Source organism: Sphingomonas arenae, assembly GCF_016924655.1.
GTDB lineage: Bacteria > Pseudomonadota > Alphaproteobacteria > Sphingomonadales > Sphingomonadaceae > Sphingomicrobium > Sphingomicrobium arenae.
This window is the reverse complement of record NZ_JAFFJU010000002.1, coordinates 1,021,869-1,046,489: the sequence shown is the minus strand read 5'-3', so window position 1 is coordinate 1,046,489 and position 24,621 is coordinate 1,021,869. Positions and strand designations below refer to the sequence as shown.

Below are 24,621 nucleotides of genomic sequence, written 5' to 3'. Positions count from 1 at the left end.
ATGAGCACCGATCCGCATTCGCTCGCAGCGCCGCTCGATCCTGCCGACCCCTATGCCCGGGAGGCGCAGACCTTTCCCGTGCTGTCGGCCGAGATGGCCGGCCGCATCGCTCGCTTCGGGCAGGAGGAGGCGCTGGGCGACGGCGACCACCTGTTCCGGCGCGGTGAGCGATCGGTGGACTTCTTCCTGGTGGTCGAGGGCGCGATCGACATCATCGACCATGAGCGGGATGGCGACCATGTGGTGCACCAGCACCGCGCGCGCCAGTTCACCGGCGAGCTGGACCTGTTCAACGACCGCAAGATTCTCGTCTCCGGCCGGGCCAACGGGCCGACCCGGGTGGTCCGGGTGGCCCGGCGCGACTTCCGTAGCATGATCACTGCCGAGCCGGACATCGGCGAGATCATCATGCGCGCCTTCATTCTGCGGCGGGTCGGGCTGATGCGGCACGAGCAGGGCGGGGTCGAGCTGATCGGGCCGATGGACCATCCCGACACCGTGCGGCTGAACACCTTCCTGACCCGCAACGGTTATCCGCACACCACCACCGACAGCTTGGCGGAGCCGGAGCGCGTACCCGAGTGCGGCCTGGTTCCCGACCAGCTGCCCGCCGTCCTGTCCGACGGCGAGGTGCTCGTCCGGCCCTCCAACCGGGAGCTCGCTACTCACCTCGGTATCACCGTCCCGCTCGACGGGGAGCACCGGTTCGACCTGGCCGTGGTCGGGGCCGGGCCGGGCGGCCTGGCGGCGGCGGTCTATGCGGCGTCGGAAGGCCTGGACACGGTGATCCTGGAAGACATCGCGCCCGGCGGCCAGGCGGGCACCAGCAGCAAGATCGAGAATTATCTTGGCTTCCCCACCGGTATCTCCGGTCAGGCGCTGGCCGGTCGCGCGCAGGTCCAGGCGCAGAAGTTCGGCGCTCGGCTGGCGGTTGCCCGGACCGTGGAGCGGCTGGAGAGGGACGGGGAGGGCTTCACCCTGACCCTCGACTGCGGCCAGCCGGTGCGCACGCGCGCGGTGGTGGCGGCAACCGGGGCACGATACCGGAAGCTGGCCGCGCCGGGGCTGGAGCGGTTCGAGGGATCCGGCGTCCATTATGCGGCGACTGCGATGGAGGCGAACCTCTGCTCCGGCCGGCCGGTCGTGATCGTCGGCGGGGGCAATTCGGCAGGTCAGGCGGCCGTGTTCATGGCCCAGCATGCGAGCCATGTGCACCTGCTGGTGAGAGGCGATGGGCTGGCCGCGACCATGAGCCGCTACCTGATCGACCGGATCGACGCGGGCGAGCGCATCACCCTGCACCGCTTCTGCGAGGTCGAGGAGCTGGGCGGGACCCGAGGCCTGGAGTGGGTCCGCTGGCGGGTACGCGGGCAGGAGCCAGAGACGGTGGAGGCGGCGGCGCTGTTCGTGATGATCGGCGCGGCCCCGAACAGCGAATGGCTGTCAGGCGTCGCGGAGACGGACGAGAAGGGCTTCGTCTGCACCGGCAGTGACGGCAGTCCGTTCATGACCACCGCGCCCGGCCTGTTCGCGGTCGGGGACGTGCGATCGGGATCGGTCAAGCGGGTGGCCTCGGCCGTTGGCGAGGGATCGGTGGTGATCCAGTTCGTGCACCGCTACCTGGAGGAGCAGAGCCGTGGCGATCACCGGCTGAGGGACAATCCCGCGAACATGGCCGCGAGGGACCCGAGTACGCTGGCGGCGCAATAGCCGATCGCGACCCATGGCTGGTCCCGCCACAGGGTGGCGAAGTCGAGTGCGAAGGCGCTGAAGGTGGTGAAGCCGCCGAGCAGGCCGACGCCGAGCAGCAGGCGCCAGCTTTCGCCCTGCTCCCGCCCCATCAACCAGCCCGCGAGCAGGCCCATGAGGAAGCAGCCAGTCACGTTCACCAGCAGGGTCGCGCCCGTGCCGCCGACCGCCTTGCCGATGCCGTGGCGCAGCAAAGCCCCGGTGCCGCCGCCGAGGAAGACCAGCAGCCATGGCATCATGCGTTCACCACCGCCCTCCTGAGCGAAGCGAAGCGAAGTCGAAGGGCGTTGTCTGTGACCAGCGCCCTTCGACTACCCCCGGCTTTGGCCGGGGTCCGCTCAGGACGAGCGCGATGTTGCTCAATGCGCAATCGCCTCTGTCTTCTTGCGAGGGATCAGATGCAGCAAGCCGAGGATCGCGCCGCCGACGATGATGCCGGCGATCGCGCCGCCCAGCGCGTTCAGCAGCCACTCCCAGATCGGCACCCAGAAGCCGAGGGCTTCGGCGGCGTGGTGCGCGGTGTCGTGGACGAGGTGCGGCAGGGTCGCGAAGCCGAGCTCTTCCATGCCGTGGAGCAGGATCTGCCCGCCCACCCAGAGCATGGCGGCCGTGCCGATGATCGCCAGCGCGGAGAGTAGCCGGGGCACGCCGCGGACGAGTGCCCGGCCGAAAGAGCGCGACAGGCTGGGGCCGCGCTCGGCGAGGTGAAGGCCGATGTCGTCCAGCTTCACGATGAGGCCAACCACGCCATAGACGGCGACCGTGATGCCGATCGCAACCGCGGCGAGCGCGCCCGCCTGCAGGGCGAAGCTGTCCGCCTCCACCTCGGCGAGGGCGATGGCCATGATCTCGGCCGAGAGGATGAAGTCGGTGCGGATCGCGCCGGAGACCTGCCGGGCCTCCAGCTCGTTCGCGTCGGCGCACTCCACCAGCTCCTCGGCCGTATGGTCGTGACCGCTGATCTTTTCCCAGATCTTGTGGGTCGCTTCATAGGCTAGGAAGGCGCCCCCGATCATCAGCAGCGGCACGATCAGCCACGGCGCGAACGCGCTCAACAGCAAGGCCACGGGCAGCAGGATCAGCAGCTTGTTCTTGAGGCTGCCCCAGGCGATCTTGCCGATGATCGGCAGCTCGCGCGTGGGCGAGAGGCCGGTGACGTAGCGCGGCGTGACGGCGGTGTCGTCGATGACCACGCCCGCGGCCTTGAAGCCGGCGCGTCCGGCGGCGGCACCGACGTCGTCGACCGAGGCGGCGGCGAGCTTGGTCAGGGTCGCCACGTCATCGAGCAGCGCGACTAGTCCGGACGGCATGGTCTCTCCCTCGTTTGTTGATCGCTCGTCCTGAGCGGAGCGCTCCAGCGCGTAGTCGAAGGGCGTGCTTCTGGCAAAAACGCCCTTGCCCTACGGTCATCTTTCGATTCCGACTTCGCTGCGCTCCGCTCAGGACGAGCGGGGAGTTGCATCCTCCCCCTATCTCGCGCATCCGCGCGGCCATGCTCGACCTGAACTTCGTCCGCCACAACCGTGACACCGTCGCCCGCGCCTGCGAGCAGAAGGGCGTCGACCTCAGCCTGGACGAGCTGCTGACCCTCGATGGCGAGGTGCGGGGGTTCAAGACCGAGATCGACCAGCTGCGGGCCGAGCGGAACGCCATCTCGGCCGGGTTCAAGAGCGCCGCGCCCGAGGAGAAGGCGGAGCTTGGGCGGCGCGCCAAGGAAGCGGGCGCGCGGGCGGGGGAGCTGGAAGCGCAGCTTTCGGGCAAGGACGAGGCGCTGCGGGCGCTGATGCTGAAGCTGCCCAACATCCCCTATGCCGGGGCGCCGATCGGGCCGGACGAGAGCTTCAACACGGTGATCCGCACCGAGGGCAGCCCGCGCGAGTTCGGGTTCGAGCCGCTGGACCATGTGGCGCTGATCGAGAAGAACGACTGGGCCGACCTTTCCCGCATCGTACAGGTCGCGGGCAGCCGGACCTACTGCCTGAAGGGTCGGCTGGCGCTGCTCGAGGGCGTGCTGATGACCTGGGCGCTGACGAAGATCTCAGGCGCGGGCTTCACGCCGATCACGGTGCCGGCGCTGACCCGGACCCAAGCCTTCTACAACCAGGGGCAGTTCCCGGGGCACGAGGAGGAGATCTACCACCTGCCCAAGGACGAGCTGTGGCTGGCGGGAACGGCGGAGGTGGCGCTGACCTCGCTCCATTCGGGGGAGATCCTCGACCTGTCGAGCGGCCCCGTCCTCTACGCCGGCTACTCGCCCTGCTTCCGGCGGGAGGCAGGGAGCGCCGGGCGTGACGTGCGCGGGCTGCTGCGCGTCCACCAGTTCATGAAGGTGGAGCAGTACGTCATCTGCGAGGCGGACGAGGCGGTGTCGGCCGAATGGCATGCGAAGCTGCTTGGCCTCGCCGAGGAACTGCTCACCGAGCTGGAGCTCCCCTACCAGGTGATCGAAACCTCGACCGGGGACATGGGCCTGGGCAAGTATCGCATGAACGATATCGAGAGCTGGGTCCCGTCCTTGGGCAAGTATCGCGAGACGCATAGCTGCTCCACGCTGCACGACTGGCAGGCGCGGCGGGCGAACCTCCGCTACCGCGACGCGGACGGCAAGGTGCGGTTCGCGCACACGCTCAACAACACGGCGCTGGCGAGCCCACGTATCCTGGTGCCGCTGCTGGAGAACCACCAGACCGAAGACGGGCGGGTCAGGTTGCCGGAGGCGCTGCGGCCGCTGATGGGTGGGGGTGAGTTCTTGTAATCGCGCCCCGGCCTTGAGCCGGGGTCTGCCTTTCTCCATCTGGAGAGGATGAAGGAAGAAAGGCGAATGCCGGATCAAGGCCGGCGTGACGAGGAGCCACCCCCGCACAGTGCCCGGCTGCGGGAGGTTGCGGCCTTTCTTCCGCGCGCGTGGAAGAGCCTGGCGCCGGTGGTGCCGCTCGGTCCGGCGGACGGGCCCAAGTGCCTGGTCCTGCCCGGCTTCCTCGCCAGCGACCGTTCCACCACGCAGCTGCGGCAGGCCTTTGCCGTCGCGGGCTGGCGGGTGGAAGGCTGGCAGCAGGGGCTCAACACGGGGGCCAAGGCCGACACGATCCAGCGGCTCCGCGAGCGGTTCGACGCCTTCGGGCAGGGGGAGAAGGTGCTGCTGGTCGGGTGGAGCCTGGGCGGCGTGTTCGCCCGCGAACTGGCGCGGGAGGTGCCGGACCATGCGCTTGCGGTGGTGACCTGCGGCGCACCGTTCTCCGGCGATCCGCACTGGAACAACGTCTGGCGGCTCTACGAGTGGGTGGCGGGCCACAAGGTCGATCAGCCGCCGGTCATGCGCGAGCACAGCAAGCCGCCCGTGCCGACGCTCGCCCTGTGGTCGCGGGGGGACGGAATCGTCGCCCCGCGATCGGCCTACGGCCTGCCGGAGGAGAGCGACCGGGCAGTGGAGCTGACCTGCTGCCACATGGACTTCGCGGTCGGCTTCACCGCCACGCGCCGGGTGGTCGAGGAGACCGAGCGCTTCCTCAGCGAGATGGGCGTGGCACCTCGGCGGTGAGGATGGCGTCGACCACGGCATCGACGCTGTCCGCGACGAAGTAGAGCGGCTGCATCGCGTCGTGGCGGTAGGGGGTGGCGGTGGCCTCCCCGACGCTGAACCGGGGACGGGCGATGGTCGGGTCCTCCAGGCTGATCCGGGCTTCGCCGAAGCTGGAGGCGAGCCCTGCGCCGAAGATGCGGATCGCATCGCCCTCGCGGCAGAGGCTGAATTCGACCGTGTGCCAGTAGAGCCGCGCGACCCAGTCGCCGTGCCCGGCAGCGATGGCCTGGAGCCCGAGCCGGCCGACATGCTGAATGGCCTGCGCCATGCCCGGGTGGGCGAGCATCGGCACGTGACCGAAGATGTCGTGGAAGCAGTCGGGCTCTTCCAGATAGTCGAGCTGGGCGCGGGTGCGGATGAAGTTGCCGATGGGAAAGAGCCGCTGGCTGAGCATGGCGAAGAAGGCTTCGTCAGGGACGAGGCCCGGGACCGCAACCGTGCGCCAGCCGGTGCGCGCCTTCAGCCGGGCGTTGAGTCGGCCAAGCTCCGGCACTCCGGGGGCGCCGAGGTCGAGCAGGTCGAGGCCGTCGAGGAAAGGGGTGACGATCCGGTCCTGCAGCAGTGCAACCTGGCGGGCGTAGAGCGTGTCCCAGACGGCATGATCCTCATCGGTGAAGCGGTGCCAGCCCTGGTCGACCACATGGGTGCGCCAGCCGGAGACAGCGGAGGAGGCGGGCTCGGCGAAACTCTGGAACATCGGGAAGGTCCTTCTTGAGGGCACAAAAAACCCCGCCGGACGGGTGTCGGGCGGGGCGGGCAAGTCGCGGATTTCAGGCGCGCGTCAGCCGGTCCCCACCTCGTGCGGATAATAATAGCTGGCGGCAGGAACGGCGTGCGTCATGGGGTGAGCTTATCCGGGATCATGGCTGAACGCCAGATGGCGTTGGCGAGGCCGGCAGGAGGCTGGCGACGGCGGCGGCCAGCTCGGCATGGCGGAAGGGCTTGGTGAGGAGGCGGACGTCCTCACCGGGATCGAGATCGGTGAAGCCGGTGACGAGCAGCACGGGCAGGTCGGGCTGGAGCTTCCGCGCTTCCTCCACCAGCTCGGTGCCGGTCATGCCGGGCATCACCTGGTCCGTGATCAGGACGTCGAAGCCGCCCCCGTCGCGGACGAGACCGAGGGCCTGCTCCGCGGAGCCTGCTTCTACCACCGTGTAGCCGAGCTCGCGAAGCTCTTCCGCCGCGGCGGTGCGGACGCGGGCATCGTCATCGACCAGCAGGATGGTGGCATCGCAGGGCGCCTGTGCCGGCGCCTCGAGGGTGACCATGGGTGCAACTCCCTCGTCCTGGACGGCAGGCAGCCAGAGAAAGGCGGTGGTGCCCAGGCCCGGCTTGCTGCGCAGCTGGAAAGCGCCGCCGGACTGGGCGGCCAGGCCGTGCACCATGGACAGGCCGAGGCCCGTGCCCTGGCCGACGTCCTTGGTTGTGAAGAAGGGTTCGTGGGCGCGGCGGAGGGTCTCCTCGTCCATGCCCATGCCGGTGTCCTTGATGCGGAAGCGGATGTAGCGGCCGGGGGTGAGGCCGGGCACTTCGCCCGCGTCGACGGGCACTTCGCGGGCGACCACGGTCAGGCTGCCGCCGTTGGGCATGGCGTCGCGAGCGTTCACGGACAGGTTGAGGAGCGCGAGTTCGAGCTGGTTCGGGTCGACCAGCGCGGCGGGGAGGTTGTGCGGCACGTCGAAGTGGACGTCGATGCCGGCGCCTAGGCTGCGCTCGATGAGGTCGCCCATGCTCTCCACCAGCTGGGCGGGCTGGGTCGGGCGCGGGTTGAGCGACTGGCGCCGGGCGAAGGCGAGGAGGTGCTTCACCAGCGCGGCGGCGCGCTCCGCCGAGGCCATCGCGCCGTCGATCAGCCGGGCGCTTCGCGGATCGTCGTGGTGGCGGCGCAGCAGGTCGAGGCAGGAGACGATGGGGGTGAGGAGGTTGTTGAAGTCGTGCGCGACGCCGCCGGTCAGCCGCCCAAGGCTCTCCATCTTCTGCGACTGGAACAGGAGGGCGAGCGCTTCTTCCGCTTCCTTGGCGCGGCGTTCGACCTCCAGCTCGAGGCTCGCATTGCCCGTCTCGAGCCGGGTGAGCAACTCGCGGCGCTCCGTGTCGCGCTCGTCGAGGGCGGTCGCGGCGCCGACCAGCGCGGCACTGACGGCGTCGATTTCGCGCAGGCCCGACTGAAGCGGCTTCACGGGTCGGCCCTCGGCTAGGTCACGGGCGCGGCCGGCGAGATCGCTCAGCGGGCCGACGATGGTGCGGGCGAACAGGAGCGCGAGCAGGCTGGAGCTGAGCGCGAGGAGGATGGCGGCGACCGTCACGAGGTTCATCGAATCGCGGGCGGGCGCGGCCAGCTGCCGGCGCTCCACGCCCACGGCCGCGAGCCAGCCGGTCACGCTCGAGCGGGCAAAGCCCCCCAGAATGCCGCGTCCCTCGTGACTCGGCCCTTCCCAGGTGCCCCGGTCGCGGCCCTGGGCAGCCTCCCGCAGCGCCGGGGTGAGTGGCCGTCCGACCCAGGCAGCATTGTCGCGGGTGCGCACCACGATCCGCTCGTTGCGGTCGGAGTAGGAGCCGGCCCAGAAGTTCGACGGGATCACGCCGGACAGTGCCCGCAGCGCCTCTTCCCCCGGCACCGTGGCGGTGAGGAGGTAGGCGGTCCGGCCGTCCTGCACCTCCGGCACGACCACGGAGAAGAAGGCCTTGCCTTGCCGGAGCTCGAGGTCGCCGACCCCGGGCTTGCGCTCGGCGATCACGAACCGATCGATGGGGAGCGATTTGCGCGGCAGCGGCGTTCCGAAGCGCGTGTCGGAGCGCAGGACCTGGCGACCGTCGCGCGTGCGCAGGGAGATCACGATCCCTTCCTGGAGCGCCAGCCGGCGTGCGCGTTCGTGGAAGATCCGCAGGTCGCCGGCTTCGAGGCTGGGCGACGTGGTCAGGGCGGTCAGCATCGACTGGTATGCGACCATCTCACGGTCGAGCGCGGCGACGGCGGAGGCGGCGACCTCCTCCACCTGCGTGGCCGTGCGGGCCCGTTCTTCGGTTGCGCCATGCCAGGTGAGGATCGCGACCAGGATCAGGACGGGCAAGGCCAAGGCGGCGCCGAACAGCACCAGATGGCGCGCTACGGACCGGCCGCCGCCGGGAGGCTCGAACTCGTGCGTCATTGATCCGGCTTCAATCACCGGCCGCCCCCATTACCCCGACTCGAAGTTAATCAATATCATGATACCGCTTAGTGTAGGAGTCGCGGTTTTCTGCGGAACTTCGCCACTCCGCCGTGCATTGAGTTGGCGGCTGCCGCGGAGGGAATTCAGCATGACAGACAATCGGTTGGGCAAGCGCATGGCCAAATATGGCGTGGTCGGCGCGATCATTGCGATTCCCGTGCCGTTCGTGGGGCCGATCATCGGCGCGGCGGCAGGCGCGGGCTACGCCTGGTACAAGAGCAAGAAGGAAGCGGGCGAGTCGCCGTTCGGCGGACGCGCCTAGCCCGCAAGGCTGTCGATGGCCCGGGCCAGCTCCACGTCCCGGGCGGTCACACCGCCGACGTCGTGCGTGGTGAGGCGGAAGTCCACCCGGTTCCAGATACTCGTGAATTCGGGATGGTGGTCAACCTTTTCCGCATGAAGCGCCACGCGCGTGAGGAAGGCGAAAGCGGCCGAGAAGTCGGGGAAGCGGAAGCTCTTCACCAGTGCGTTGCCACGCAATTCCCAGCCATCGGGTGCCGTCATCCTCCTTCTCCCTGCCTGTGCCGTGAACCCTGATCCTAGCAGCTTGAAATGCTCGGACGAGGGGAGCAGTGGAAGGGCAAAGGAGCAAGAACCATGGCCACCGCCACTGCTGAGTTGAGCCCGCTCGGCCTCGAGAACCCGATGGGCACCGACGGCTTCGAATTCGTCGAATATGCCGCGCCCGATCCGGAGCTGCTTCGGTCGCTGTTCATGAAGCTGGGCTTCCCGGCAATCGCCCGCCACAAGCGCCAGAACATCACCCTGCACCGGCAGGGCGACATCAACTTCCTGATCAATGCGCACGACGAGAGCCACGCCGCCGACTTCGCATCGGAGCACGGTCCGTCTGCGGTCGCCATGGCCTTCCGGGTCAAGGATGCGGCCGCCGCCCATGCCCGGGCGCTGGAGCTTGGGGCGACGGACGTGACGGCGCGCGGGCTCGGCTGGCCGGCGATCGAGGGGATCGGCGGATCGCTGCTGTACCTCGTCGACCGCTACGGGGACGCCGGGTCGGCCTATGAGGGCGACTGGGAGTTCGAGCCGGACTGGCAGGAGCGGATGCGGGCGGCCGACGCGCACCTCACCTATCTCGACCACCTGACGCACAACGTCCATCGCGGGCGCATGGCGGTTTGGGCGGAGTTCTACGAGCGGCTCTTCAACTTCCGCGAGATCCGCTACTTCGACATCGAGGGCAAGGTCACCGGCCTGTTCTCCAAGGCGATGACGAGCCCGTGCGGCAAGATCCGCATTCCGCTCAACGAGAGCCAGGACGACAAGAGCCAGATCGAGGAGTTCCTGCGCGAGTATAAGGGCGAGGGCATCCAGCACATCGCGCTCGGCACCGACAACATCTACCAGAGCGTGGATATCCTCTCGTCCCGCGGCATTCCGTTCCAGGACACGATCGAGACCTATTACGACCTGCTCGACGACCGGGTGAAGGGCCATGGCGAGCCGCTAGAGGAGTTGAAGAAGCGGCGCATCCTGGTCGATGGCGCGCCGACCGAAGGGCAGGGCCTGCTGCTGCAGATCTTCACCCAGAACGTGATCGGGCCGATCTTCTACGAGCTGATCCAGCGCAAGGGGAACGAGGGCTTCGGCGAAGGGAACTTCAAGGCGCTGTTCGAGAGCATCGAGCTGGACCAGATCCGGCGGGGAGTGATCAGCGCGGATTAAGTGGGACCGTCACCCCCGCGAAGGCGGGGGTCCATCTCCCAATGCACGATCAGCGGGGCGGTCCGGAGATGGATGCCCGCCTTCGCGGGCATAACGACACGGGGTCGTGAGGCGCGACGAGACGAGGAATGCAAGTGACCGAAGCCTTTATCTGCGACGCTATCCGCACCCCCATCGGCCGCTACGGCGGAGCCTTGTCGAGCGTGCGCGCGGACGACCTTGCCGCCATTCCGATCCGGGCGCTGGTGGAGCGCAACCCGCAAGTGGACTGGAGCGAGCTCGATGACGTGATCCTCGGCTGCGCCAACCAGGCGGGCGAGGACAACCGCAACCTGGCGCGGATGGCGGGGCTGCTTGCGGGCCTGCCGGACTCGAGCGGGGGCGTGACGCTCAATCGGCTATGCGGCTCCGGCCTGGACGCGGTCGCGATGGCGGCGCGGGCGATCCGGGGCGGGGAAAGCGACCTCATCATCGCGGGCGGTTCGGAGAGCATGAGCCGCGCGCCGTTCGTCATGCCCAAGGCGGAGAGCGCCTTCGACCGGCGGGCGGAGGTCTACGACACGACGATCGGCTGGCGCTTCGTCAATCCGAAGATGAAGGATGCGTACGGCGACGACACCATGCCGAGCACGGCCGAGAATGTCGCGGAGGAGTATCAGATCACGCGCGAGGACCAGGATGCGTTCGCCCTGCGCAGCCAGCAGAAGACGGCGGCGGCGCAGGCCAGCGGGCGGCTGGCTGCCGAGATCGTCGCGGTGGAGATCCCGAGCCGCAAGGGTGAGCCGGTGCGGGTGGAGCGTGACGAGCACCCGCGGCTGACCGGGCTCGACAAGCTGGCAGCCCTGAAGCCGATCGTGCGCAAGGAGGGCACGGTGACGGCGGGCAATGCGTCGGGCGTCAATGACGGAGCGGCGGCGCTGGTCATCGCCTCGGAAGAGGCGGCGAAGCGCAACGGCCTGACGCCGCGGGCACGGATTCTCGGCGGGGCGGTCGCGGGCGTGCCGCCTCGGATCATGGGGATCGGACCGGCGCCGGCTTCGACCAAGCTGCTGAAGCGGCTGGGGCTGGCCCTCGACGACCTGGGCGTCATCGAACTGAACGAGGCCTTCGCGGCGCAGGGACTGGCGGTGCTGCGTCAGCTGGGGCTGGCGGACGACGACGCTCGGGTGAACCCCAATGGCGGGGCGATCGCGCTGGGGCATCCGCTCGGCATGTCGGGTGCCCGGCTGGCGCTGACCGCGACCGAGGAGCTGCAGCGCGGGGATGGGCGTTATGCGCTCTGCACCATGTGCATCGGCGTCGGCCAGGGCATTGCCATGGTAATCGAGAAGGTCTGATGCAGGCGCTCTGGGACGTCCTCGCCACCGTCCCGGACCCGGAGATCCCCGCGGTCTCCGTGGTGGAACTGGGCATCGTCCGCTCGGTCGAGGACGGGCGGGTGGTGATCACGCCCACTTACAGCGGCTGTCCGGCGACCCTGGCCATCGAGAAGAGCATCCGCGAGGCGCTCGATGCGGCGGGGTACCGGTCGGTCCGGATCGATACCGCGATCGCGCCGCCCTGGACGACCGAGTGGATCACGGCGGAGGGACGCGAGAAGCTGCGGCGCTACGGGATTGCTCCGCCGGAGCCGTCCGGTGAGGTGCTGTGCCCGCAATGCGGGTCCGCTGAGGTCGAGGAGGTCAGCCGGTTCGGCTCGACGCCGTGCAAGAGCCAGTTTCGCTGCCGTGAGTGTCTCGAGCCGTTCGACCGGTTCAAGTGTCATTAGGGTTCGTCACTCCCGCGTAGGCGGGAGTCCATCTCCGGGAAGATCGGCCAGGGAGTCGAGTTTGGGAGATGGATCCCCGCCTCCGCGGGGATGACGATAAGGGCGTCACCCGCACTGGGCGCGGTGCAGCAGCTTGTGGTCGGCGAGCACCAGCGCGACCATCGCTTCGACCACGGGCGCGCCGCGGATGCCGACGCAGGGGTCGTGCCGGCCGCCGATGCCGATGCTGGACGTCGGCTTGAAGGCGACGCGGAGGCGGATCGGCTGGCCGGTGGAGATGCCGCCGTCGATGCCGCTGGATTTCATGGCCTCGAGGCTCTCGCGGCCGTGCGCGCGCCCTGCGGCGAAGCCCTCGCCGATCTCCACGGCCTTGACCGCGTTGATGCCCATGGCGGCGGCCGCGAGGTCGGCGTCGAGCTTGGCATAGACCGGCGCGCCCCAGCCGGCAGGGACGCCGGTGGCGACGCATTCGATGATCGCGCCGAGGCTGTCGCTGTTGGAGCGAGCGGTGTCGAGGAGGTCGTCCCAGCGCTGGGGATCGGGCTCACCGCCGATTTCGGCGACCCGGGCTTCGATCGTCACTTCCGGAATGACGAGCCGGGCCACGGCGCCGGCGGCGACGCGCGCGGCGGTTTCGCGGGCGGAGGCGCGCCCACCTCCGCGGGGGTCGCGCAGGCCGTACTTGAACTCGTAGGCGGCGTCGGCGTGGCCGGGGCGTGGCGGGAGGCCGGCATAATCCTTGGAGCGGGCGTCGACGTTTTCGATCAGGAGGCTGATCGGCGTGCCGGTGGTGCGGCCCTCATACGTTCCGGAGAGAATGCGGACGCGGTCGGGCTCCTGCCGGGGGGAGACGTTGCGCGAGGTGCCCGGGCGGCGCTGGTCGAGCCAGCGCTGGATGGAGGGTTCGTCGATGGGCAGGCCGGGCGGGCAGCCGTCGACCACCGCGCCGATGGCGGGACCGTGGCTCTCGCCCCAGGTGGTGAAGCGCAGCACTCGGCCGAAGCTGTTCCAGCTCATGCGACCTCCTCGATCCCGGCACCAATGCGTCGCATGGCCTCGCGGAAGGTAGGAAAGCTGGTGGCGATCATCTCCGCCTCTTCGACCTCCACCGGCTGCTGGGCGGCGAGGCCGAGGATGAGGTGCGCCATGGCGATGCGGTGGTCGCCCTGGGTTTCCACCGTGGCGCCGCCGCTCACCGCGCGGCCATGGATCACGAGGGCGTCGCCCTCCGCTCGAGCGTCGACTCCGCAGGCGGTCAGGCCTTCCGCCATGAGGGCGAGACGGTCGCTTTCCTTGTGCCGCAGTTCGTCGAGGCCCTCGATGCGAGTTTCGCCGCGCGCGAAAGCGGCGACTGCGGCCAGGATCGGAATCTCGTCGATCATGGAGGGGATTTCCTCGGCCGTGAACTCGGCTCCGAAGACCGGGCCGTAGCGGACCCGGACGTCGCCGATCGTTTCGCCCTGCGCACCGCGGACATTGTCGAGGCGGACGTCGGCGCCCAGGCGCTGCAGCGCCATGATGAAGCCGGAGCGCAAGGGGTTGAGGAGCACGCCTTCGGTGGTCACTTCGGAGCCGGGGACGATGGCCGCAGCCGCCCAGGCGAAAGCGGCGGAGGACGGGTCGCCGGGGACCACCACAAGCTGCGCGGTGAGGGTGCGGCGCGCGGCGAGGCGGGTCAGTCGGCCGTCGCTCTCCACCTCCGCGCCGAAGTGGCGGAGCATGATTTCGGTATGGTCGCGGCTGGGGATCGGCTCGGCGACGGTGACGGGCTGGTCGGTGCCGAGGCCCGCGAGGAGGACGGCGGACTTCACCTGCGCGGAGGCGGGCGTGTTCACATGGTTGATGCCGGTGGCGACAGGGCCGTGCAGGGTGAGCGGCAGGGTGTCGCCGCCTTCGAAGCGGACGCCCATGGCCTCGAGCGGAGCGCGGACGCGATGCATCGGGCGGCGGCTCAGCGAGGCGTCGCCTGTGAAGGTGGCGGTGAGGTCGTGGGCGGCGGCCGCGCCCATCAGGAGGCGGGCGGACGTGCCGCTGTTGCCGCAGTCGATCGGCGCTTGCGGAGAGCGCCACGGAGCGCCGATGACCCGCCATCGGCCCGGGCCGAACCGCTCCACGCGCGGACCGAAGGCGCGGACCGCGGCGGCGGTGGCGAGCACGTCCTCGCTTTCGAGCAGGCCGGAGATGACGGTCTCACCCTCGGCCAGGCCACCGAGGATCAGCGCCCGGTGTGAGACGGACTTGTCGCCGGGGACGGCGAAGCGGCCGGTGATCGGACCGCCGGGGGTGGCGCGCAGTTTCAGGCTGCCACTGCCTGAGCCGCGAGCCGGGCCACGTCGGCCGCGAAGTCAAGCGCCTGGTCGCCGTTGAGACGCGGGTCGCAGGCGCTTCGCCAGTCGCTGAGGTCGTCGGGGTGCGCCGGACCAGAGCCGCCGAGGCATTCGGTAACGGGCTCGGGAGTCATCTCGAGGTGGAGTCCGCCGGGCCAGATGCCCTCGGCAGAGGCGATCGCCAAGAAGCGGCGGACCTCCGCGAGCATGACGTCATAGCGGCGAAGCTTGCGGGGGCCGCCCCGTTCCGTGTTGCCGTGCATGGGATCGCAGACCCAGAGCGGCTGGCGGTCGGCTGCCTTCAGGGTCCGCATCCAGCCGGGGAGGACCGCGTCGATCTGGTTAGCGCCGAGACGAACGATCAGCGTCAGGCGGCCGGGCTCGCGGTCCGGGTCGAGGAGGTCGCAGAGAGCGAGCAGTTCTTGCGCGGTCAGCGTCGGACCGCACTTGATCCCGATCGGATTAGCGATGCCGCGCAGGAACTCGACATGCGCTCCGCCCGGCTGACGGGTGCGGTCGCCCACCCAGAGGAAGTGGCCGGAGACCGACCAGTGCCGACCGCCGGCCGCGTCGCGGCGGACCAGCGGCTCCTCGTACGGCAGCAGCAGAGCTTCGTGGCTGGTGAACAGCGGCGAGGGGAGCCGGTCGATCAGCGCCTTGGTCGCCAGCGCATGGGCGTGGCCTTGAAGCATGCGCGCAGGGTCGGCGCGACGGCTGGCGGGGTCGAAGGCGTAGCCGTTGACGAGGTCGCCGCGATAGACGGGAGCGCTCTGGTCGCCGCGCTGCTCGGTGCTGATGCCGCGGGGCTTGGCAGCCTGGCCTGCGATCCGGGCGACGCGCACGACTGGAGTGGTCGTGGCGGCCGACAGGGTGAAGGCCAAGTGCGCGAACAGGTCGGCAAGGGACTGGACGCGGTCGAGGCTGGGGCCGTCGAAGGTCTCGGCGCAATCGCCGCCCTGCAGCAGGAAGGCGCGACCCACAGCCGCCTCGGCAAGCTGTCGCTTGAGCTCCTCGCTTTCGCCGATCGGCGCGATGGGCGCAGCCTGCGACAGCGAGCGCTCGGCCGCGAGCAGGGCGTCCGGATCGGCATAGAGCGGCAGCTGCGCGGCAGGCTTGTCGCGCCAGCTTCCCGGATGCCAGTCCACGCTGCTCATGGTCAGGCCTGAATGGCTCCCATCGCCTTGCCGAGTTCCATCTGGCCCTGCTCCAGCCCGGAGGCGGGAACAGTGGCCGTGGCGATGTCTCCGATCTTTGGCAGCTGGTCGAGGATCGCCTGACCGGCGTCGAGGTCGTCCATGTCCTTGATGGAGATGCCCCGGGTGAGGGTGACCTGCGCCTGCTCGACGCCTTGAGCGCCAGCGCACAGGATCGTCCGGTTGGGCGCGTCCTCGGTCACCAGCGCAAGCAGGGCCGGGCTGACGTACTCGGGCTTGAGCAGTTCCAGCGCCTGCGGAGGCAGAAGCCCCTCCGTCATCGCCGTGCGTGCGGTGGGGGCGAGGCAGTTGACCTTGATGTCGAACTTGGCGCCTTCAAGGCTGAGCGTCTGCATCAGGCCGACGAGCGCCATCTTGGCCGCGCCGTAATTGGACTGGCCGAAATTGCCGTACAGTCCGCTGGACGAGGTGGTCATGACGATGCGGCCATAGTTGCGCTCGCGCATGCCGTCCCACACCGCCTTGGTGCAGATGACGCTGCCCATCAGGTGGACGTCGACCACCAGCCGGAAGTCGGCGAGGTCCATCTTGGCGAAGCTCTTGTCGCGCAGGATGCCGGCATTGTTGACGAGAATGTCGACCGGGCCGGCCTGGGCGACCATCTCCGCGACTGCGGCTTCGTCGGTCACCGAGGCTCCCGCCGCTTCGGCCTGTCCGCCCGTGGAGCGGATTTCCTCCACCACCGCTTCCGCAGCGGAGAGGTTCTGCGGGATATCGTTGACGATGACGCGAGCGCCGGCGCGAGCCAGCAAGAGTGCGTGGGTTCGGCCCAGGCCTCCACCCGCCCCGGTGACGATCGCGGTCCTGCCCTCAAGCGAAATGGCCATGCTGCTCCCTTTGTTCGACGGGAAGGGCAGTAGCGCGCTTCATGGCGGAGACAAGATCGCGAAGCGCCCCGGCGTCCAGCCCGAGCTTCACCAGCGCGGAGCCGGCGATTACTCCGGCCGCTCCGGAGGCCAGGCCTTGCGCGACCTGTTCCGGCGTCGAGATGCCGAAGCCGAGGACGGGGGGCGGCGCGCCGGCATCCCGGATGAGGGCAAATAGTCGGTCGTGGTCGAGTGAGAGCGCGTCGCGGGTGCCGGTGACGCCCGCGCGGGCGACGCAATAGGTGTAGCCCGACGACAGGGCCGCGATGCGCCGGATGACCGGCTCGGGCGTGTTGGGCGCGGCAATCATGACGAGGTCGAGGCCCGCTGTCCTCGCTGTGGCGGCATAGGGCTCGGCTTCTATGCTGGGCACGTCGGCAACGAGGATCGAGTCCGCGCCTGCGGCGGCCGCATCGGCCATAAACTTGTCGCGCCCACGTGCGGCGAGAAGGTTGGCGTAGGTCAGGATGCCGATCGGGACGGCCGGATGGTTGCGGCGCAGTCCGGCAATCAGGCCAAAGCAGTCGTCCACCCGCACCCCGGAGCTGAGCGCGCGATCGGCGGCGGCCTGGATGACGGGTCCGTCCGCGACCGGGTCCGAGAAGGGGATGCCGACCTCGATCATGTCGGCGCCCGCTTCCACGACGGTGTCGAGCAGCCTGGCGCTGGTTTCTACGTCGGGATCGCCGAGCATCAGGAAGGCGCCGAACGCGCCTTCGTTCCGCTGCTTCAACCGCTGGAACATCTGTTCGTAGCGGCTCATGCGGCGTCCTTCAGCAGCTTCACGGCTTGGGCCATGTCCTTGTCCCCGCGGCCCGACAGATTGACGACGATGATCGTCTCCTCCGTGGCCTGCCTGGCGAGATTCAGCGCGTGGGCGATGGCGTGGGCGCTCTCGAAGGCGGGGATGATGCCTTCGCTGCGGGCGAGGGCCTGGAAGGCGGCGAGCGCGTCGTCGTCCTCCACCCCGACATAAGTGGCGCGGCCGCTGTCCTTGAGGTGGGCGTGCTCGGGGCCGACAGCGGGATAGTCGAGGCCGGCGGAGATCGACCAGCTGTCGGAGACCTGGCCGTCCGAGTCCTGGAGGACGAGGGTCTCCGTGCCGTGGAGGATGCCGTGCGAGCCCTTGAGGATGGTCGCGCCATGCTCGTGGCCGTTCAGGCCCTTGCCAGCGGCTTCGACGCCGATCAGCGCGACCGACTGGTCGGGGATGAAGTCGGCGAACATGCCGATGGCGTTCGAGCCGCCACCGACGCAGGCGACCACCGCGTCGGGCAGGCGGCCTTCGACTTCCAGCACCTGTGCACGGGCTTCGCGGCCGATCACCCGCTGGAACTGGCGCACCATGGTTGGAAAAGGGTGGGGCCCGGCGGCGGTGCCGAGCAGGTAGTGGGTCTCGGGGAAGCTGGCGGTCCAGTCGCGCAGGGCCTCGTTCACCGCGTCCTTCAGGGTGCGACCACCGCCGGTCACCGGGATGACCTTGGCGCCCATCAGCTCCATGCGGAAGACGTTGAGCTGCTGCCGGGCGACATCGTCGGCGCCCATGTAGATCTCGGTCTCGAGGCCGAACAGCGCCCCGGCGAGCGCGGTTGCGACGCCGTGCTGCCCCGCGCCGGTTTCGGCGATGACGCGGCGCTTGCCCATGCGCCTGGCGAGCAGGCCCTGCGCCAGCACCTGGTTGGTCTTGTGCGCGCCGCCGTGGAGCAGGTCCTCCCGCTTGAGGTAGATGCGCGCAGGAGTATCGGCAGCGAGGTTGCGGCAGAGGGTCAGCGGCGTAGGCCGGCCGGCGTAGGTGGTCAGCAGCTGCTCGAGCTCGGCGGCGAAGCGGGGGTCCGCCTCCGCCTCAAGGAAGGCGGCTTCGAGCTGTTCCAGCGCGGGGACCAGGATTTCTGGCACGTAGCAGCCGCCGTAGCGGCCGAACCGTCCGTCATGCTTCATGCCGCCCTCCGGTCGAGCGGGCGCAGGGCGTCGAACAGGTCTTTCACCATGATCGGGTCCTTTCGCCCGGGCCGGGCCTCCAGCCGGGAACCGACGTCGATGCCGTAGACGCCGGTGGCCTGCGCGGCGCGCGCGTTATGGGGGCCGATGCCGCCGGCGAGGAAGGAGGCCGAAAGGCGGGGCTCGTTCGCCAGGAGGCTCCAGTCGAAAGCCTGGCCGGTCCCGCCCGGGCCGTTGTCGAAGATCGGCCGGTCGCCGCCGCGATCGTGGCCGGGCGCGGAGGCGGTCCATACCTCGCCTGCGAAGCCCTTCTTGATGGCGGCGATGGTGGTCGCGTCCTCCTTGCCGTGAAGCTGGACCGCGGCGAGGCCGAGGTCGTTGGCGGCTGCGATCACGTAAGGCGTGGGCGCGTTGCGGAACACGCCGACGGGCTTCATCCCGGCGGCGTGGATGGCCTCGACCAGCGGGCCCGCGAGGCGGGGCGCGACGGCTCTGGGGGTGTCCGGCACGAACACCAGGCCGGCGTGGGTTGCGCCGGCGAGTCCCGCGAGCCAGATATCGTCGGCATGGGTCAGGCCGCAGATCTTCACCCGGCCATGGACAAGCGCCCGGGCTGCGGCGGAGATGTCGTCCGACGCCATCAGCGAAGAGCCGACGAGGAAGGCGTCCGTTACGGGAGCCAGCCGCTGCACGTCGGCGCGGTCGGCAATGCCGGATTCGCTGACCAGCAGGACGTTTTCGGGGACCATGGCGGCCAGCCGTTCGGTGACGGCGAGGTCGGTCTTGAGGGTCTTGAGGTCGCGGTTGTTGATGCCGACGATCGCGGCGCCGAGCGCGAGCGCCCGGGCGAGCTCGGCCTCGTCATGCACCTCGACGATTGGGTCCATGCCGAGCCGCTCGGCCTCGGCCAGAACGGCGCGAGCGTCGGTGTCGTCGAGGACGGACAGCATGCAGAGCACCGCGTCCGCCCCGTGCAGCCGCGCCTCCGCGACCTGGCGGGGGTCGACGACGAAGTCCTTGGCAAGGATCGGTCCGTCGAACGCCGCGCGGACAGAGCGGAGGTCGTCGAGCGAGCCGTTGAAGTAGGGCTCGTCGGTGAGCACGCTGATCGCGTCGGCGACTGGGGCATAGGCGCGCACGGCTGCCTCGAGCGGATGGCGGGCCTGGTGACCGGACGGGGAGGCGCGCTTCACTTCCATGATGAAGCGGGCGCCAGGGCGTGAAAGAGCATCGCGAAGACTTCGGCCGGTCGGTTCAACGCCGGTGACATCGAAGCCGCGGAGACGCTGGCCGATGTCGGCGCGCTTGCGCTGGACGATGGCCGCGAGGACGTCACCCACGGCTGGCCTCCACATAAGCGGAAAGCACCGCACCCGCGCGGCCGCCCAGAAGCGCGTCACGGGCCTGCGCAGCGCCATCGCGGAGGTCGGCGGCCTTGCCCGCGGTCAGCAGCAGGGCGGCGGTGTTGAGGATGACGATATCCTGCTCCGCGACCGAGCCGCCGCCCGCAAGCAGCGAGCGCAGACGCTCGGCGTTCTCGGTGGCATCGCCGCCCGTGACGGCCTTCAGCGCGGCGCGTTCGAGGCCTGCGTCTTCGGGCGTGATCTCCAACTCCGTCAATTCTCCGTCCGACAGACGAATGGCACGGGTTTCGGCGTGCAGGGCCACCTCGTCGAGGCCGGAGCCGTGCACGACCAGCGCCTCGCGGACGCCGACGGCCTGCAGCGTCTGGGCGATCCGGCGGAGCATCTTGGGGTCCGCCACTCCAAGCAGTTGCACGGGCGGACGGGCCGGATTGATGCAGGGGCCGAGCAGGTTCATGACCGTGCGCACCTGGAGCTGGCGACGGACCAGTCCGGCATGCTTCATTCCCGGGTGATAGGCGGGCGCGAACAGGAAGCAGAAGCCGGTCTGGTCGAGGGTCCGGCGCGCTTCGGCGGGCGAGAGCTCGATCCGGGCGCCCAGCGCCTCCAGCACGTCGGCCGAGCCGCACTTGCTGCTGACGGAGCGATTGCCGTGCTTGGCGATCGGCAGCCCGCAGGCGGCGGCGACGAAGGCGGTGGCGGTGGAGACGTTGATCAGGCCCGATCCGTCGCCGCCCGTCCCGCAGCAGTCGGCGTAGAGGTAGTCGGGACGGTCGAACGGCAGGGCGGCGGCCGAGAGAGCCCGGGCGGCCCCGATCATTTCTTCCGCCGTTTCCCCCTTCATGCGGAGCGCGATGAGCATGCCGGCGATCTCGGCCGGCTCCAGCTTGCCGAGCACGAGGCGCTCGAACAGGTGCTGCGCGTCATCCGACGGCAGGTCTTCGCCCGCCAGCAGCTTGGGCAATGGGTTGGGAACGGGGCCGTGGTCCTCGACCGGGAGGACGGTGGGCTCGGCGAAAGCGACATTGGTCTGCATGGAAACCTCGGGACATGAAAAAGCCCGCCGGTGGGCGGGCTGATGGAGACAATCTGGTGGGAGTGGTCGTGGTGCGATCAGCTCACCGCCAGCGCCATCGCGCCGCCGAGGTCATGGGCCGCCACCAGCGCCAGTGCGCGCCGCTCCGGGGAGCGTTGGAGGAGAAGGTGGCGGTCATCACGCGCTTACCTCACGGCTGAAGGACGCTTTGTCAACGGCTTGGCGGTGGATTGTGCATCGCTGCCGGGCGGTGCACCGTGCCGGCCATGTCAGACACGCTGCACATCGTGGTTGCCGGGGCCGGAAGCATCGGCTGCTTCGTGGGTGGCCTGCTGAGCGCGGGCGGGCGGCGGGTGACCTTGCTCGCTCGGCCACGGATTGCCGACGAACTGGAGCAGCATGGCCTGCATCTCACCAGCCTGGAGGGATGGACTGCCGATCCGTCGCCGGCAGTGTCGGTCGACCCCGCGGTGCTTGGCACGGCGGACCTCGTGCTGGTGACGGTGAAGAGCGGCGCGACCGAGGAGATGGCGCGGCTGATCGCGGCTCATGCGCCTGCGTCCGCCGTGGTGGTGAGCCTGCAGAACGGGGTGAGCAATGCGGACCGGCTGCGCACGCTGCTGCCCGGAAGGACGGTGCTGGCGGGCATGGTGTCGTTCAATGTCCTGCATCGCGGCGAGGGGCGATTCCATCGCGGCACCAGCGGTCCGCTGATCGTCGAGGCCGGCGAGGAGCGGGTCATCGACGCGCTGCGGGTGCCGCGCCTCGATGTGCAAAACGCGCCTGACATGGGGGGCGTGCAGTGGGGCAAGCTGCTGCTCAACCTCAACAATGCTCTCAATGCCCTGTCCGGGCTGCCGCTGCGCCACCAGTTGCTCGACCGGCGGTGGCGGCGGGTGCTGGCGGCGCAGCAGGAAGAGGGGCTGGCACTCCTCGCCGAGGCCGGCATCCGCCCGTGGAGCATGGGGCCGATCCCGGCGCGGCGATTTCCGCAGCTACTGCGCCTGCCGACCCCGCTGTTCCGGGCGCTGGCGCGATCAGCGGTGCGGATCGACCCGCTCGCCCGATCCTCCATGTGGGAAGACCTAGAGCGTGGCCGGACGACGGAAGTGGGCGAGCTGCAGGGCGCGATCGTGGCGCTCGCCGAACGGCTTGGCCGCGATGCGCCGGTCAACGGGCGGGTGCTGGCGGAGGTGCGCAAGGCCGAGGCCGCTGGCCGGGGCTCTCCTAGGCTCGACCCCACGACACTGCTCGGACCCTAGTTGTCGGTCAGCCCTTGGGCGATCGCGTCGAGGCCTTCGCGGTCGAGGATCTCGATCCGGTTCAGCGTGACGAGCCGGATCAGCCGCTTCTGCTTTAATTGCGCAAGCACGCGGCTGACCGTTTCCTTGGTGAGGCCGAGGTAATCCGCGATGTCGAGGCGGCTCATCGGCAGGTCGATGGCGGTCACCGGAGCCCTGCCGAGACGCTCGGCCCGCTGGGCGAGGTCGAGGAAGAAGGAAGCGAGCCGCTCCGCTGCGGACTTGCGGCCGAGCAGCACCATCTGCGCCTGCGCCGCAGCGAGTTCGTGCGCCGCGAGGCTGTAGAGGCGCCGTTCCATGTCCGGGCGCTCCTCGACGAAGTCGTCGAAGCGGTTGCGGGCGAAGCGGCACATGTGGGTGGGCTCCAGGGCTTCTGCGGTGAAGGCATGCTCGTCGCTGATCGAGATGCCGAGGAAGTCGCCGGGGAACATGAAGCCCATGACCTGCCGGCGTCCGTCGGGCAGCAGCTTGTAGATCTTGAGTGATCCGCGGGTGATGTTGAATACCTGGGTGGTCGGATCGCCCTCGTGGAACAGCGGCTGACCCGGGCTCATCTGTTGGTGCCCGCCAAGCGACTTGAAGGTCGCCAGTTCGCCCTCCTGCAGCACGCCGCACAACGCCAGCTCGCGCGCGGCACAGCCGTGGCAGGGATGAGTGGCAGGCAGAGCGGGCAGTACGGCAGCGGCGGACGTGGCCATGAGGAACTCCAGGACAATGGCCGTCGTGCGGCGTGGGCCCCGAATAAGATGATCTGCCTCAATTCTTGATACGCAAGTTTCCGTATGCAGGGTGCCCAGCCCTATCGACCGCGAGGAAGCCGGCCGTGCCGAACTTCACAGTCACATCGCTGCCGCCGGAGCGGATCGCCGAGGCCTATCCGCTGGTCCGGATGGCGCGGCCGGAGCTGCCGCTGGGTGACTGGGTCGAAGAGGCGAAGACCCGGCAGCAGAAAGGTGGAGTGCTGACGCTGCTGAACCCGGGCGGCACCATCCAGGCGCTGGCGACCTGGGAGGACCAGCCCGAGACCGACGCGCTCAAGGTCGAGACATTCGTGGTGTTCGAGCTCAGCCGCCGGGGAATGGCGCGGCAGGCACTGTGCGACGGCCTGCAGGCGCTGGCGCGGGAGCGGGGCAAGACCGCCGTGCAGTTCCCGCTGGGGAGCAAAGGCCTGCTCGCGCAGGCGCCGCTCGACGCGGCTTGATCCAGGTCAACGCGGGTCGGTGAAAGGCGCTTAGCTGGGCGCCATGACCGCTCGTCTCCGCCCGGACGTGCTTGCCCGCTATGGCAGCCGCAACATTCCCCGCTACACCAGCTATCCGACGGCCCCGCACTTCCGGCCGGCACCGGACGATAAGCTCGTTCGGCAATGGTTGGCAGGGGTGCCGACCAATCGGCCGGTCTCGCTTTATGTCCACATCCCCTTTTGCCGGTCGATGTGCTGGTATTGCGGGTGCCACACCACGGTGACTCGCCGCGATGCGCCGGTGGAGCGCTACCTGGCGACGCTGGCCCGCGAGATCGCGATGGTGACCGAGGCCTTGCCGGGAAGGATCCGGGTCTCGCACCTCCACTTCGGTGGGGGCACGCCGACGCTGATGGCGCCGGAGCAGTTCCGGGCCTTGATGGAGCAACTCCGCTCCGCCTTCGACTTCCTGCCGGATGCCGAGGTGGCGATCGAGATCGATCCGCGCACGCTGGAGCCGGAGATGGTCGAGGCGCTCGCCGACTCGGGCGTCAATCGGGCGAGCCTTGGCGTGCAGAGTTTCGATCCGGTCGTGCAGCGCGCCATCAATCGGGTGCAGAGCTTCGCGGAGACGAAGCTGGCGGTCGAGCGGCTGCGCGGAGCGGAAATCGAGGCGATCAACTTCGACCTCATCTATGGCCTGCCGCACCAGACGGTGGAGTCCTGCGTGGAGACGGTCGCGCAGGCGGTCGCGCTGAAGCCCAACCGCCTGGCGGTGTTCGGCTACGCCCATGTGCCGAGCTTCAAGCTGCACCAGCGCAAGATCGACTCCGAGGCTCTGCCCGATGGAGAGCAACGGCTGGCCCAGGCGCAGGCGATTGCCGGCGCGCTGGTGGGGGCGGGCTATGCCGCGATCGGCCTCGACCATTTCGCGGCGCCTGGCGACTCCTTGGCGGTGGCGGCGGCCGAGGGTGGCCTCCACCGCAACTTCCAGGGTTATACAACGGACGCGTGCGAGACGCTGATCGGCTTCGGGGCGTCCGCGATCGGCCGGCTGCCGGCCGGGTTCGTCCAGAATGCCGTGCTGATACCCGACTATCAGAAGCGCATCGCGGAAGGGCGGCTGGCTTCGACCAAGCAGTGCCCGGTCAGCGCGGACGATCGGCGGCGCGCGGCGGTCATCGAGCGGATCATGTGCGACTATCGGGTGGATCTCGCCGGCGCGGCGGAACTGGCGGACGAGGCGCGGTTGGAGCCGCTGGTGCGGGACGGGCTGATCCGGCGACATGGCGAGGTGATCGAAGTGCTGCCCGAAGCGCGCCCGCTGGTGCGCGCGGTCGCGGCGGCGTTCGACGCCTATCTCGACGAGGGGGCGGGGAGGCACGCCCGCGCGGTTTAGG

At 69.5% G+C, this 24,621-nt stretch carries 25 protein-coding genes; 11 read left to right on the top strand and 14 right to left on the bottom strand.

Annotated elements, in window-relative coordinates; genetic code table 11:
• Positions 1-1,710 (top strand): FAD-dependent oxidoreductase, encoded by a 1,710-nt coding sequence (locus tag JT720_RS11355; RefSeq protein ID WP_205481343.1) that lies wholly within the window; start codon positions 1-3, stop codon positions 1,708-1,710.
• Here JT720_RS11355 and JT720_RS11350 read toward each other — a convergent pair.
• A complete protein-coding gene (locus tag JT720_RS11350; protein ID WP_205481342.1) occupies positions 1,644-1,988 on the bottom strand; it encodes a fluoride efflux transporter FluC in 345 nt (114 codons plus the stop codon). The genes JT720_RS11355 and JT720_RS11350 overlap by 67 nt on opposite strands.
• 120 nt (positions 1,989-2,108) lie before the next feature.
• A complete protein-coding gene (locus JT720_RS11345; protein WP_205481341.1) occupies positions 2,109-3,059 on the bottom strand; it encodes a DUF808 domain-containing protein in 951 nt (316 codons plus the stop codon).
• A 182-nt stretch (positions 3,060-3,241) separates the two neighbouring features.
• Between JT720_RS11345 and serS the strand changes: the two genes are divergently transcribed.
• Together serS and JT720_RS11335 are read left to right on the top strand one after the other, a co-directional pair.
• Positions 3,242-4,504 (top strand): serine--tRNA ligase, encoded by a 1,263-nt coding sequence (gene serS / locus JT720_RS11340; RefSeq protein ID WP_205481340.1) that lies wholly within the window; start codon positions 3,242-3,244, stop codon positions 4,502-4,504.
• Positions 4,505-4,552: 48 nt separating this feature from the next.
• Positions 4,553-5,287: an alpha/beta hydrolase family protein gene (locus JT720_RS11335; protein WP_205481339.1), complete on the top strand. Its 735-nt coding sequence runs from the start codon at positions 4,553-4,555 to the stop codon at positions 5,285-5,287.
• Here JT720_RS11335 and JT720_RS11330 read toward each other — a convergent pair.
• Positions 5,256-6,026 carry a phenylalanine 4-monooxygenase gene (locus tag JT720_RS11330; RefSeq protein ID WP_205481338.1) on the bottom strand — a complete coding sequence of 257 codons (771 nt, stop codon included), beginning with the start codon at positions 6,024-6,026 and terminating at the stop codon, positions 5,256-5,258. The genes JT720_RS11335 and JT720_RS11330 overlap by 32 nt on opposite strands.
• A 163-nt stretch (positions 6,027-6,189) precedes the next feature.
• Entirely contained in the window at positions 6,190-8,478 is a 2,289-nt protein-coding gene (locus JT720_RS11325) for an ATP-binding protein (RefSeq protein ID WP_205481337.1), read from the bottom strand.
• Positions 8,479-8,629: 151 nt separating this feature from the next.
• Here JT720_RS11325 and JT720_RS11320 point away from each other — a divergent pair, with 151 nt between their 5' ends.
• Positions 8,630-8,803 (top strand): hypothetical protein, encoded by a 174-nt coding sequence (locus JT720_RS11320; protein ID WP_192585361.1) that lies wholly within the window; start codon positions 8,630-8,632, stop codon positions 8,801-8,803.
• On the opposite strand, the gene JT720_RS11315 is transcribed toward JT720_RS11320, so the two are convergent.
• A complete protein-coding gene (locus tag JT720_RS11315) occupies positions 8,800-9,045 on the bottom strand; it encodes a 4a-hydroxytetrahydrobiopterin dehydratase (protein WP_205481336.1) in 246 nt (81 codons plus the stop codon). The genes JT720_RS11320 and JT720_RS11315 overlap by 4 nt on opposite strands.
• A gap of 93 nt (positions 9,046-9,138) precedes the next feature.
• Here JT720_RS11315 and hppD point away from each other — a divergent pair, with 93 nt between their 5' ends.
• The 3 genes from hppD (at position 9,139) to paaD (ending at position 11,992) form a co-directional block, all read left to right on the top strand.
• The gene (gene hppD, locus JT720_RS11310) at positions 9,139-10,224 is read left to right on the top strand and encodes a 4-hydroxyphenylpyruvate dioxygenase (RefSeq protein WP_237219789.1); all 1,086 of its coding nucleotides are present in this window, start codon (positions 9,139-9,141) and stop codon (positions 10,222-10,224) included.
• Positions 10,225-10,358: 134 nt separating this feature from the next.
• Positions 10,359-11,561: a 3-oxoadipyl-CoA thiolase gene (gene pcaF, locus JT720_RS11305; RefSeq protein ID WP_205481335.1), complete on the top strand. Its 1,203-nt coding sequence runs from the start codon at positions 10,359-10,361 to the stop codon at positions 11,559-11,561.
• A complete protein-coding gene (gene paaD / locus JT720_RS11300) occupies positions 11,561-11,992 on the top strand; it encodes a 1,2-phenylacetyl-CoA epoxidase subunit PaaD (RefSeq protein WP_205481334.1) in 432 nt (143 codons plus the stop codon). Before pcaF ends, paaD begins: the two co-directional genes overlap by 1 nt.
• Positions 11,993-12,097: 105 nt before the next feature.
• Here the strand turns inward: paaD and JT720_RS11295 are convergent, their stop codons facing one another.
• Genes JT720_RS11295 through trpD form a run of 8 tightly spaced genes read right to left on the bottom strand, consistent with a single transcriptional unit; the run spans position 12,098 to position 20,737 of the window.
• Positions 12,098-13,009, bottom strand: coding sequence for a chorismate synthase (locus JT720_RS11295; RefSeq protein WP_205481333.1), 912 nt, complete (start codon positions 13,007-13,009; stop codon positions 12,098-12,100).
• On the bottom strand, positions 13,006-14,262 hold the full coding sequence (aroA, locus tag JT720_RS11290; RefSeq protein ID WP_336512003.1) for a 3-phosphoshikimate 1-carboxyvinyltransferase: 1,257 nt from the start codon (positions 14,260-14,262) through the stop codon (positions 13,006-13,008). Before aroA ends, JT720_RS11295 begins: the two co-directional genes overlap by 4 nt.
• A 26-nt stretch (positions 14,263-14,288) precedes the next feature.
• Positions 14,289-15,473, bottom strand: a complete 1,185-nt coding sequence (locus tag JT720_RS11285) for a 3-deoxy-7-phosphoheptulonate synthase (RefSeq protein WP_205481332.1) — start codon at positions 15,471-15,473, stop codon at positions 14,289-14,291.
• A gap of 2 nt (positions 15,474-15,475) precedes the next feature.
• Positions 15,476-16,360: an SDR family NAD(P)-dependent oxidoreductase gene (locus tag JT720_RS11280; protein WP_205481331.1), complete on the bottom strand. Its 885-nt coding sequence runs from the start codon at positions 16,358-16,360 to the stop codon at positions 15,476-15,478.
• Positions 16,344-17,162: a tryptophan synthase subunit alpha gene (gene trpA, locus JT720_RS11275; RefSeq protein WP_205481330.1), complete on the bottom strand. Its 819-nt coding sequence runs from the start codon at positions 17,160-17,162 to the stop codon at positions 16,344-16,346. The genes JT720_RS11280 and trpA overlap by 17 nt, the downstream gene beginning before the upstream one ends.
• Entirely contained in the window at positions 17,159-18,337 is a 1,179-nt protein-coding gene (gene trpB / locus JT720_RS11270; protein WP_205481329.1) for a tryptophan synthase subunit beta, read from the bottom strand. The genes trpA and trpB overlap by 4 nt, the downstream gene beginning before the upstream one ends.
• On the bottom strand, positions 18,334-19,677 hold the full coding sequence (trpCF, locus tag JT720_RS11265) for a bifunctional indole-3-glycerol-phosphate synthase TrpC/phosphoribosylanthranilate isomerase TrpF (protein WP_205481328.1): 1,344 nt from the start codon (positions 19,675-19,677) through the stop codon (positions 18,334-18,336). The genes trpB and trpCF overlap by 4 nt, the downstream gene beginning before the upstream one ends.
• A complete protein-coding gene (gene trpD, locus JT720_RS11260) occupies positions 19,670-20,737 on the bottom strand; it encodes an anthranilate phosphoribosyltransferase (RefSeq protein ID WP_205481327.1) in 1,068 nt (355 codons plus the stop codon). Before trpD ends, trpCF begins: the two co-directional genes overlap by 8 nt.
• A 14-nt stretch (positions 20,738-20,751) precedes the next feature.
• On the opposite strand from trpD, the gene JT720_RS11255 reads away from it, so the two are divergent.
• Both JT720_RS11255 and JT720_RS11250 read left to right on the top strand, forming a co-directional pair.
• Positions 20,752-20,937 (top strand): hypothetical protein, encoded by a 186-nt coding sequence (locus JT720_RS11255; RefSeq protein ID WP_205481326.1) that lies wholly within the window; start codon positions 20,752-20,754, stop codon positions 20,935-20,937.
• Between the two features lie 66 nt (positions 20,938-21,003).
• Positions 21,004-21,999 carry a 2-dehydropantoate 2-reductase gene (locus tag JT720_RS11250; RefSeq protein ID WP_205481325.1) on the top strand — a complete coding sequence of 332 codons (996 nt, stop codon included), beginning with the start codon at positions 21,004-21,006 and terminating at the stop codon, positions 21,997-21,999.
• Here the strand turns inward: JT720_RS11250 and JT720_RS11245 are convergent.
• Positions 21,996-22,736 (bottom strand): helix-turn-helix domain-containing protein, encoded by a 741-nt coding sequence (locus JT720_RS11245; RefSeq protein ID WP_205481324.1) that lies wholly within the window; start codon positions 22,734-22,736, stop codon positions 21,996-21,998. The genes JT720_RS11250 and JT720_RS11245 overlap by 4 nt on opposite strands.
• Positions 22,737-22,861: 125 nt before the next feature.
• Here JT720_RS11245 and JT720_RS11240 point away from each other — a divergent pair, with 125 nt between their 5' ends.
• Positions 22,862-23,239, top strand: coding sequence for a hypothetical protein (locus tag JT720_RS11240; RefSeq protein ID WP_205481323.1), 378 nt, complete (start codon positions 22,862-22,864; stop codon positions 23,237-23,239).
• Positions 23,240-23,282: 43 nt separating this feature from the next.
• Positions 23,283-24,620: an oxygen-independent coproporphyrinogen III oxidase gene (gene hemN / locus JT720_RS11235; RefSeq protein WP_205481322.1), complete on the top strand. Its 1,338-nt coding sequence runs from the start codon at positions 23,283-23,285 to the stop codon at positions 24,618-24,620.
• Position 24,621 lies beyond the last annotated feature (1 nt).

Excerpts from the sequence above, each read along its gene's own strand:
- JT720_RS11355 (WP_205481343.1), top strand. The coding sequence starts at position 1 with ATGAGCACCGATCCGCATTCGCTCGCAGCGCCGCTCGATCCTGCCGAC.
- JT720_RS11350 (WP_205481342.1), bottom strand. The coding sequence starts at position 1,988 with ATGATGCCATGGCTGCTGGTCTTCCTCGGCGGCGGCACCGGGGCTTTG.
- JT720_RS11345 (WP_205481341.1), bottom strand. The coding sequence starts at position 3,059 with ATGCCGTCCGGACTAGTCGCGCTGCTCGATGACGTGGCGACCCTGACC.
- serS (WP_205481340.1), top strand. The coding sequence starts at position 3,242 with ATGCTCGACCTGAACTTCGTCCGCCACAACCGTGACACCGTCGCCCGC.
- JT720_RS11335 (WP_205481339.1), top strand. The coding sequence starts at position 4,553 with ATGAAGGAAGAAAGGCGAATGCCGGATCAAGGCCGGCGTGACGAGGAG.
- JT720_RS11330 (WP_205481338.1), bottom strand. The coding sequence starts at position 6,026 with ATGTTCCAGAGTTTCGCCGAGCCCGCCTCCTCCGCTGTCTCCGGCTGG.
- JT720_RS11325 (WP_205481337.1), bottom strand. The coding sequence starts at position 8,478 with ATGACGCACGAGTTCGAGCCTCCCGGCGGCGGCCGGTCCGTAGCGCGC.
- JT720_RS11320 (WP_192585361.1), top strand. The coding sequence starts at position 8,630 with ATGACAGACAATCGGTTGGGCAAGCGCATGGCCAAATATGGCGTGGTC.
- JT720_RS11315 (WP_205481336.1), bottom strand. The coding sequence starts at position 9,045 with ATGACGGCACCCGATGGCTGGGAATTGCGTGGCAACGCACTGGTGAAG.
- hppD (WP_237219789.1), top strand. The coding sequence starts at position 9,139 with ATGGCCACCGCCACTGCTGAGTTGAGCCCGCTCGGCCTCGAGAACCCG.
- paaD (WP_205481334.1), top strand. The coding sequence starts at position 11,561 with ATGCAGGCGCTCTGGGACGTCCTCGCCACCGTCCCGGACCCGGAGATC.
- JT720_RS11295 (WP_205481333.1), bottom strand. The coding sequence starts at position 13,009 with ATGAGCTGGAACAGCTTCGGCCGAGTGCTGCGCTTCACCACCTGGGGC.
- JT720_RS11285 (WP_205481332.1), bottom strand. The coding sequence starts at position 15,473 with ATGAGCAGCGTGGACTGGCATCCGGGAAGCTGGCGCGACAAGCCTGCC.
- JT720_RS11280 (WP_205481331.1), bottom strand. The coding sequence starts at position 16,360 with ATGGCCATTTCGCTTGAGGGCAGGACCGCGATCGTCACCGGGGCGGGT.
- trpA (WP_205481330.1), bottom strand. The coding sequence starts at position 17,162 with ATGAGCCGCTACGAACAGATGTTCCAGCGGTTGAAGCAGCGGAACGAA.
- trpB (WP_205481329.1), bottom strand. The coding sequence starts at position 18,337 with ATGAAGCATGACGGACGGTTCGGCCGCTACGGCGGCTGCTACGTGCCA.
- trpD (WP_205481327.1), bottom strand. The coding sequence starts at position 20,737 with ATGCAGACCAATGTCGCTTTCGCCGAGCCCACCGTCCTCCCGGTCGAG.
- JT720_RS11255 (WP_205481326.1), top strand. The coding sequence starts at position 20,752 with ATGAAAAAGCCCGCCGGTGGGCGGGCTGATGGAGACAATCTGGTGGGA.
- JT720_RS11250 (WP_205481325.1), top strand. The coding sequence starts at position 21,004 with ATGTCAGACACGCTGCACATCGTGGTTGCCGGGGCCGGAAGCATCGGC.
- JT720_RS11245 (WP_205481324.1), bottom strand. The coding sequence starts at position 22,736 with ATGGCCACGTCCGCCGCTGCCGTACTGCCCGCTCTGCCTGCCACTCAT.
- hemN (WP_205481322.1), top strand. The coding sequence starts at position 23,283 with ATGACCGCTCGTCTCCGCCCGGACGTGCTTGCCCGCTATGGCAGCCGC.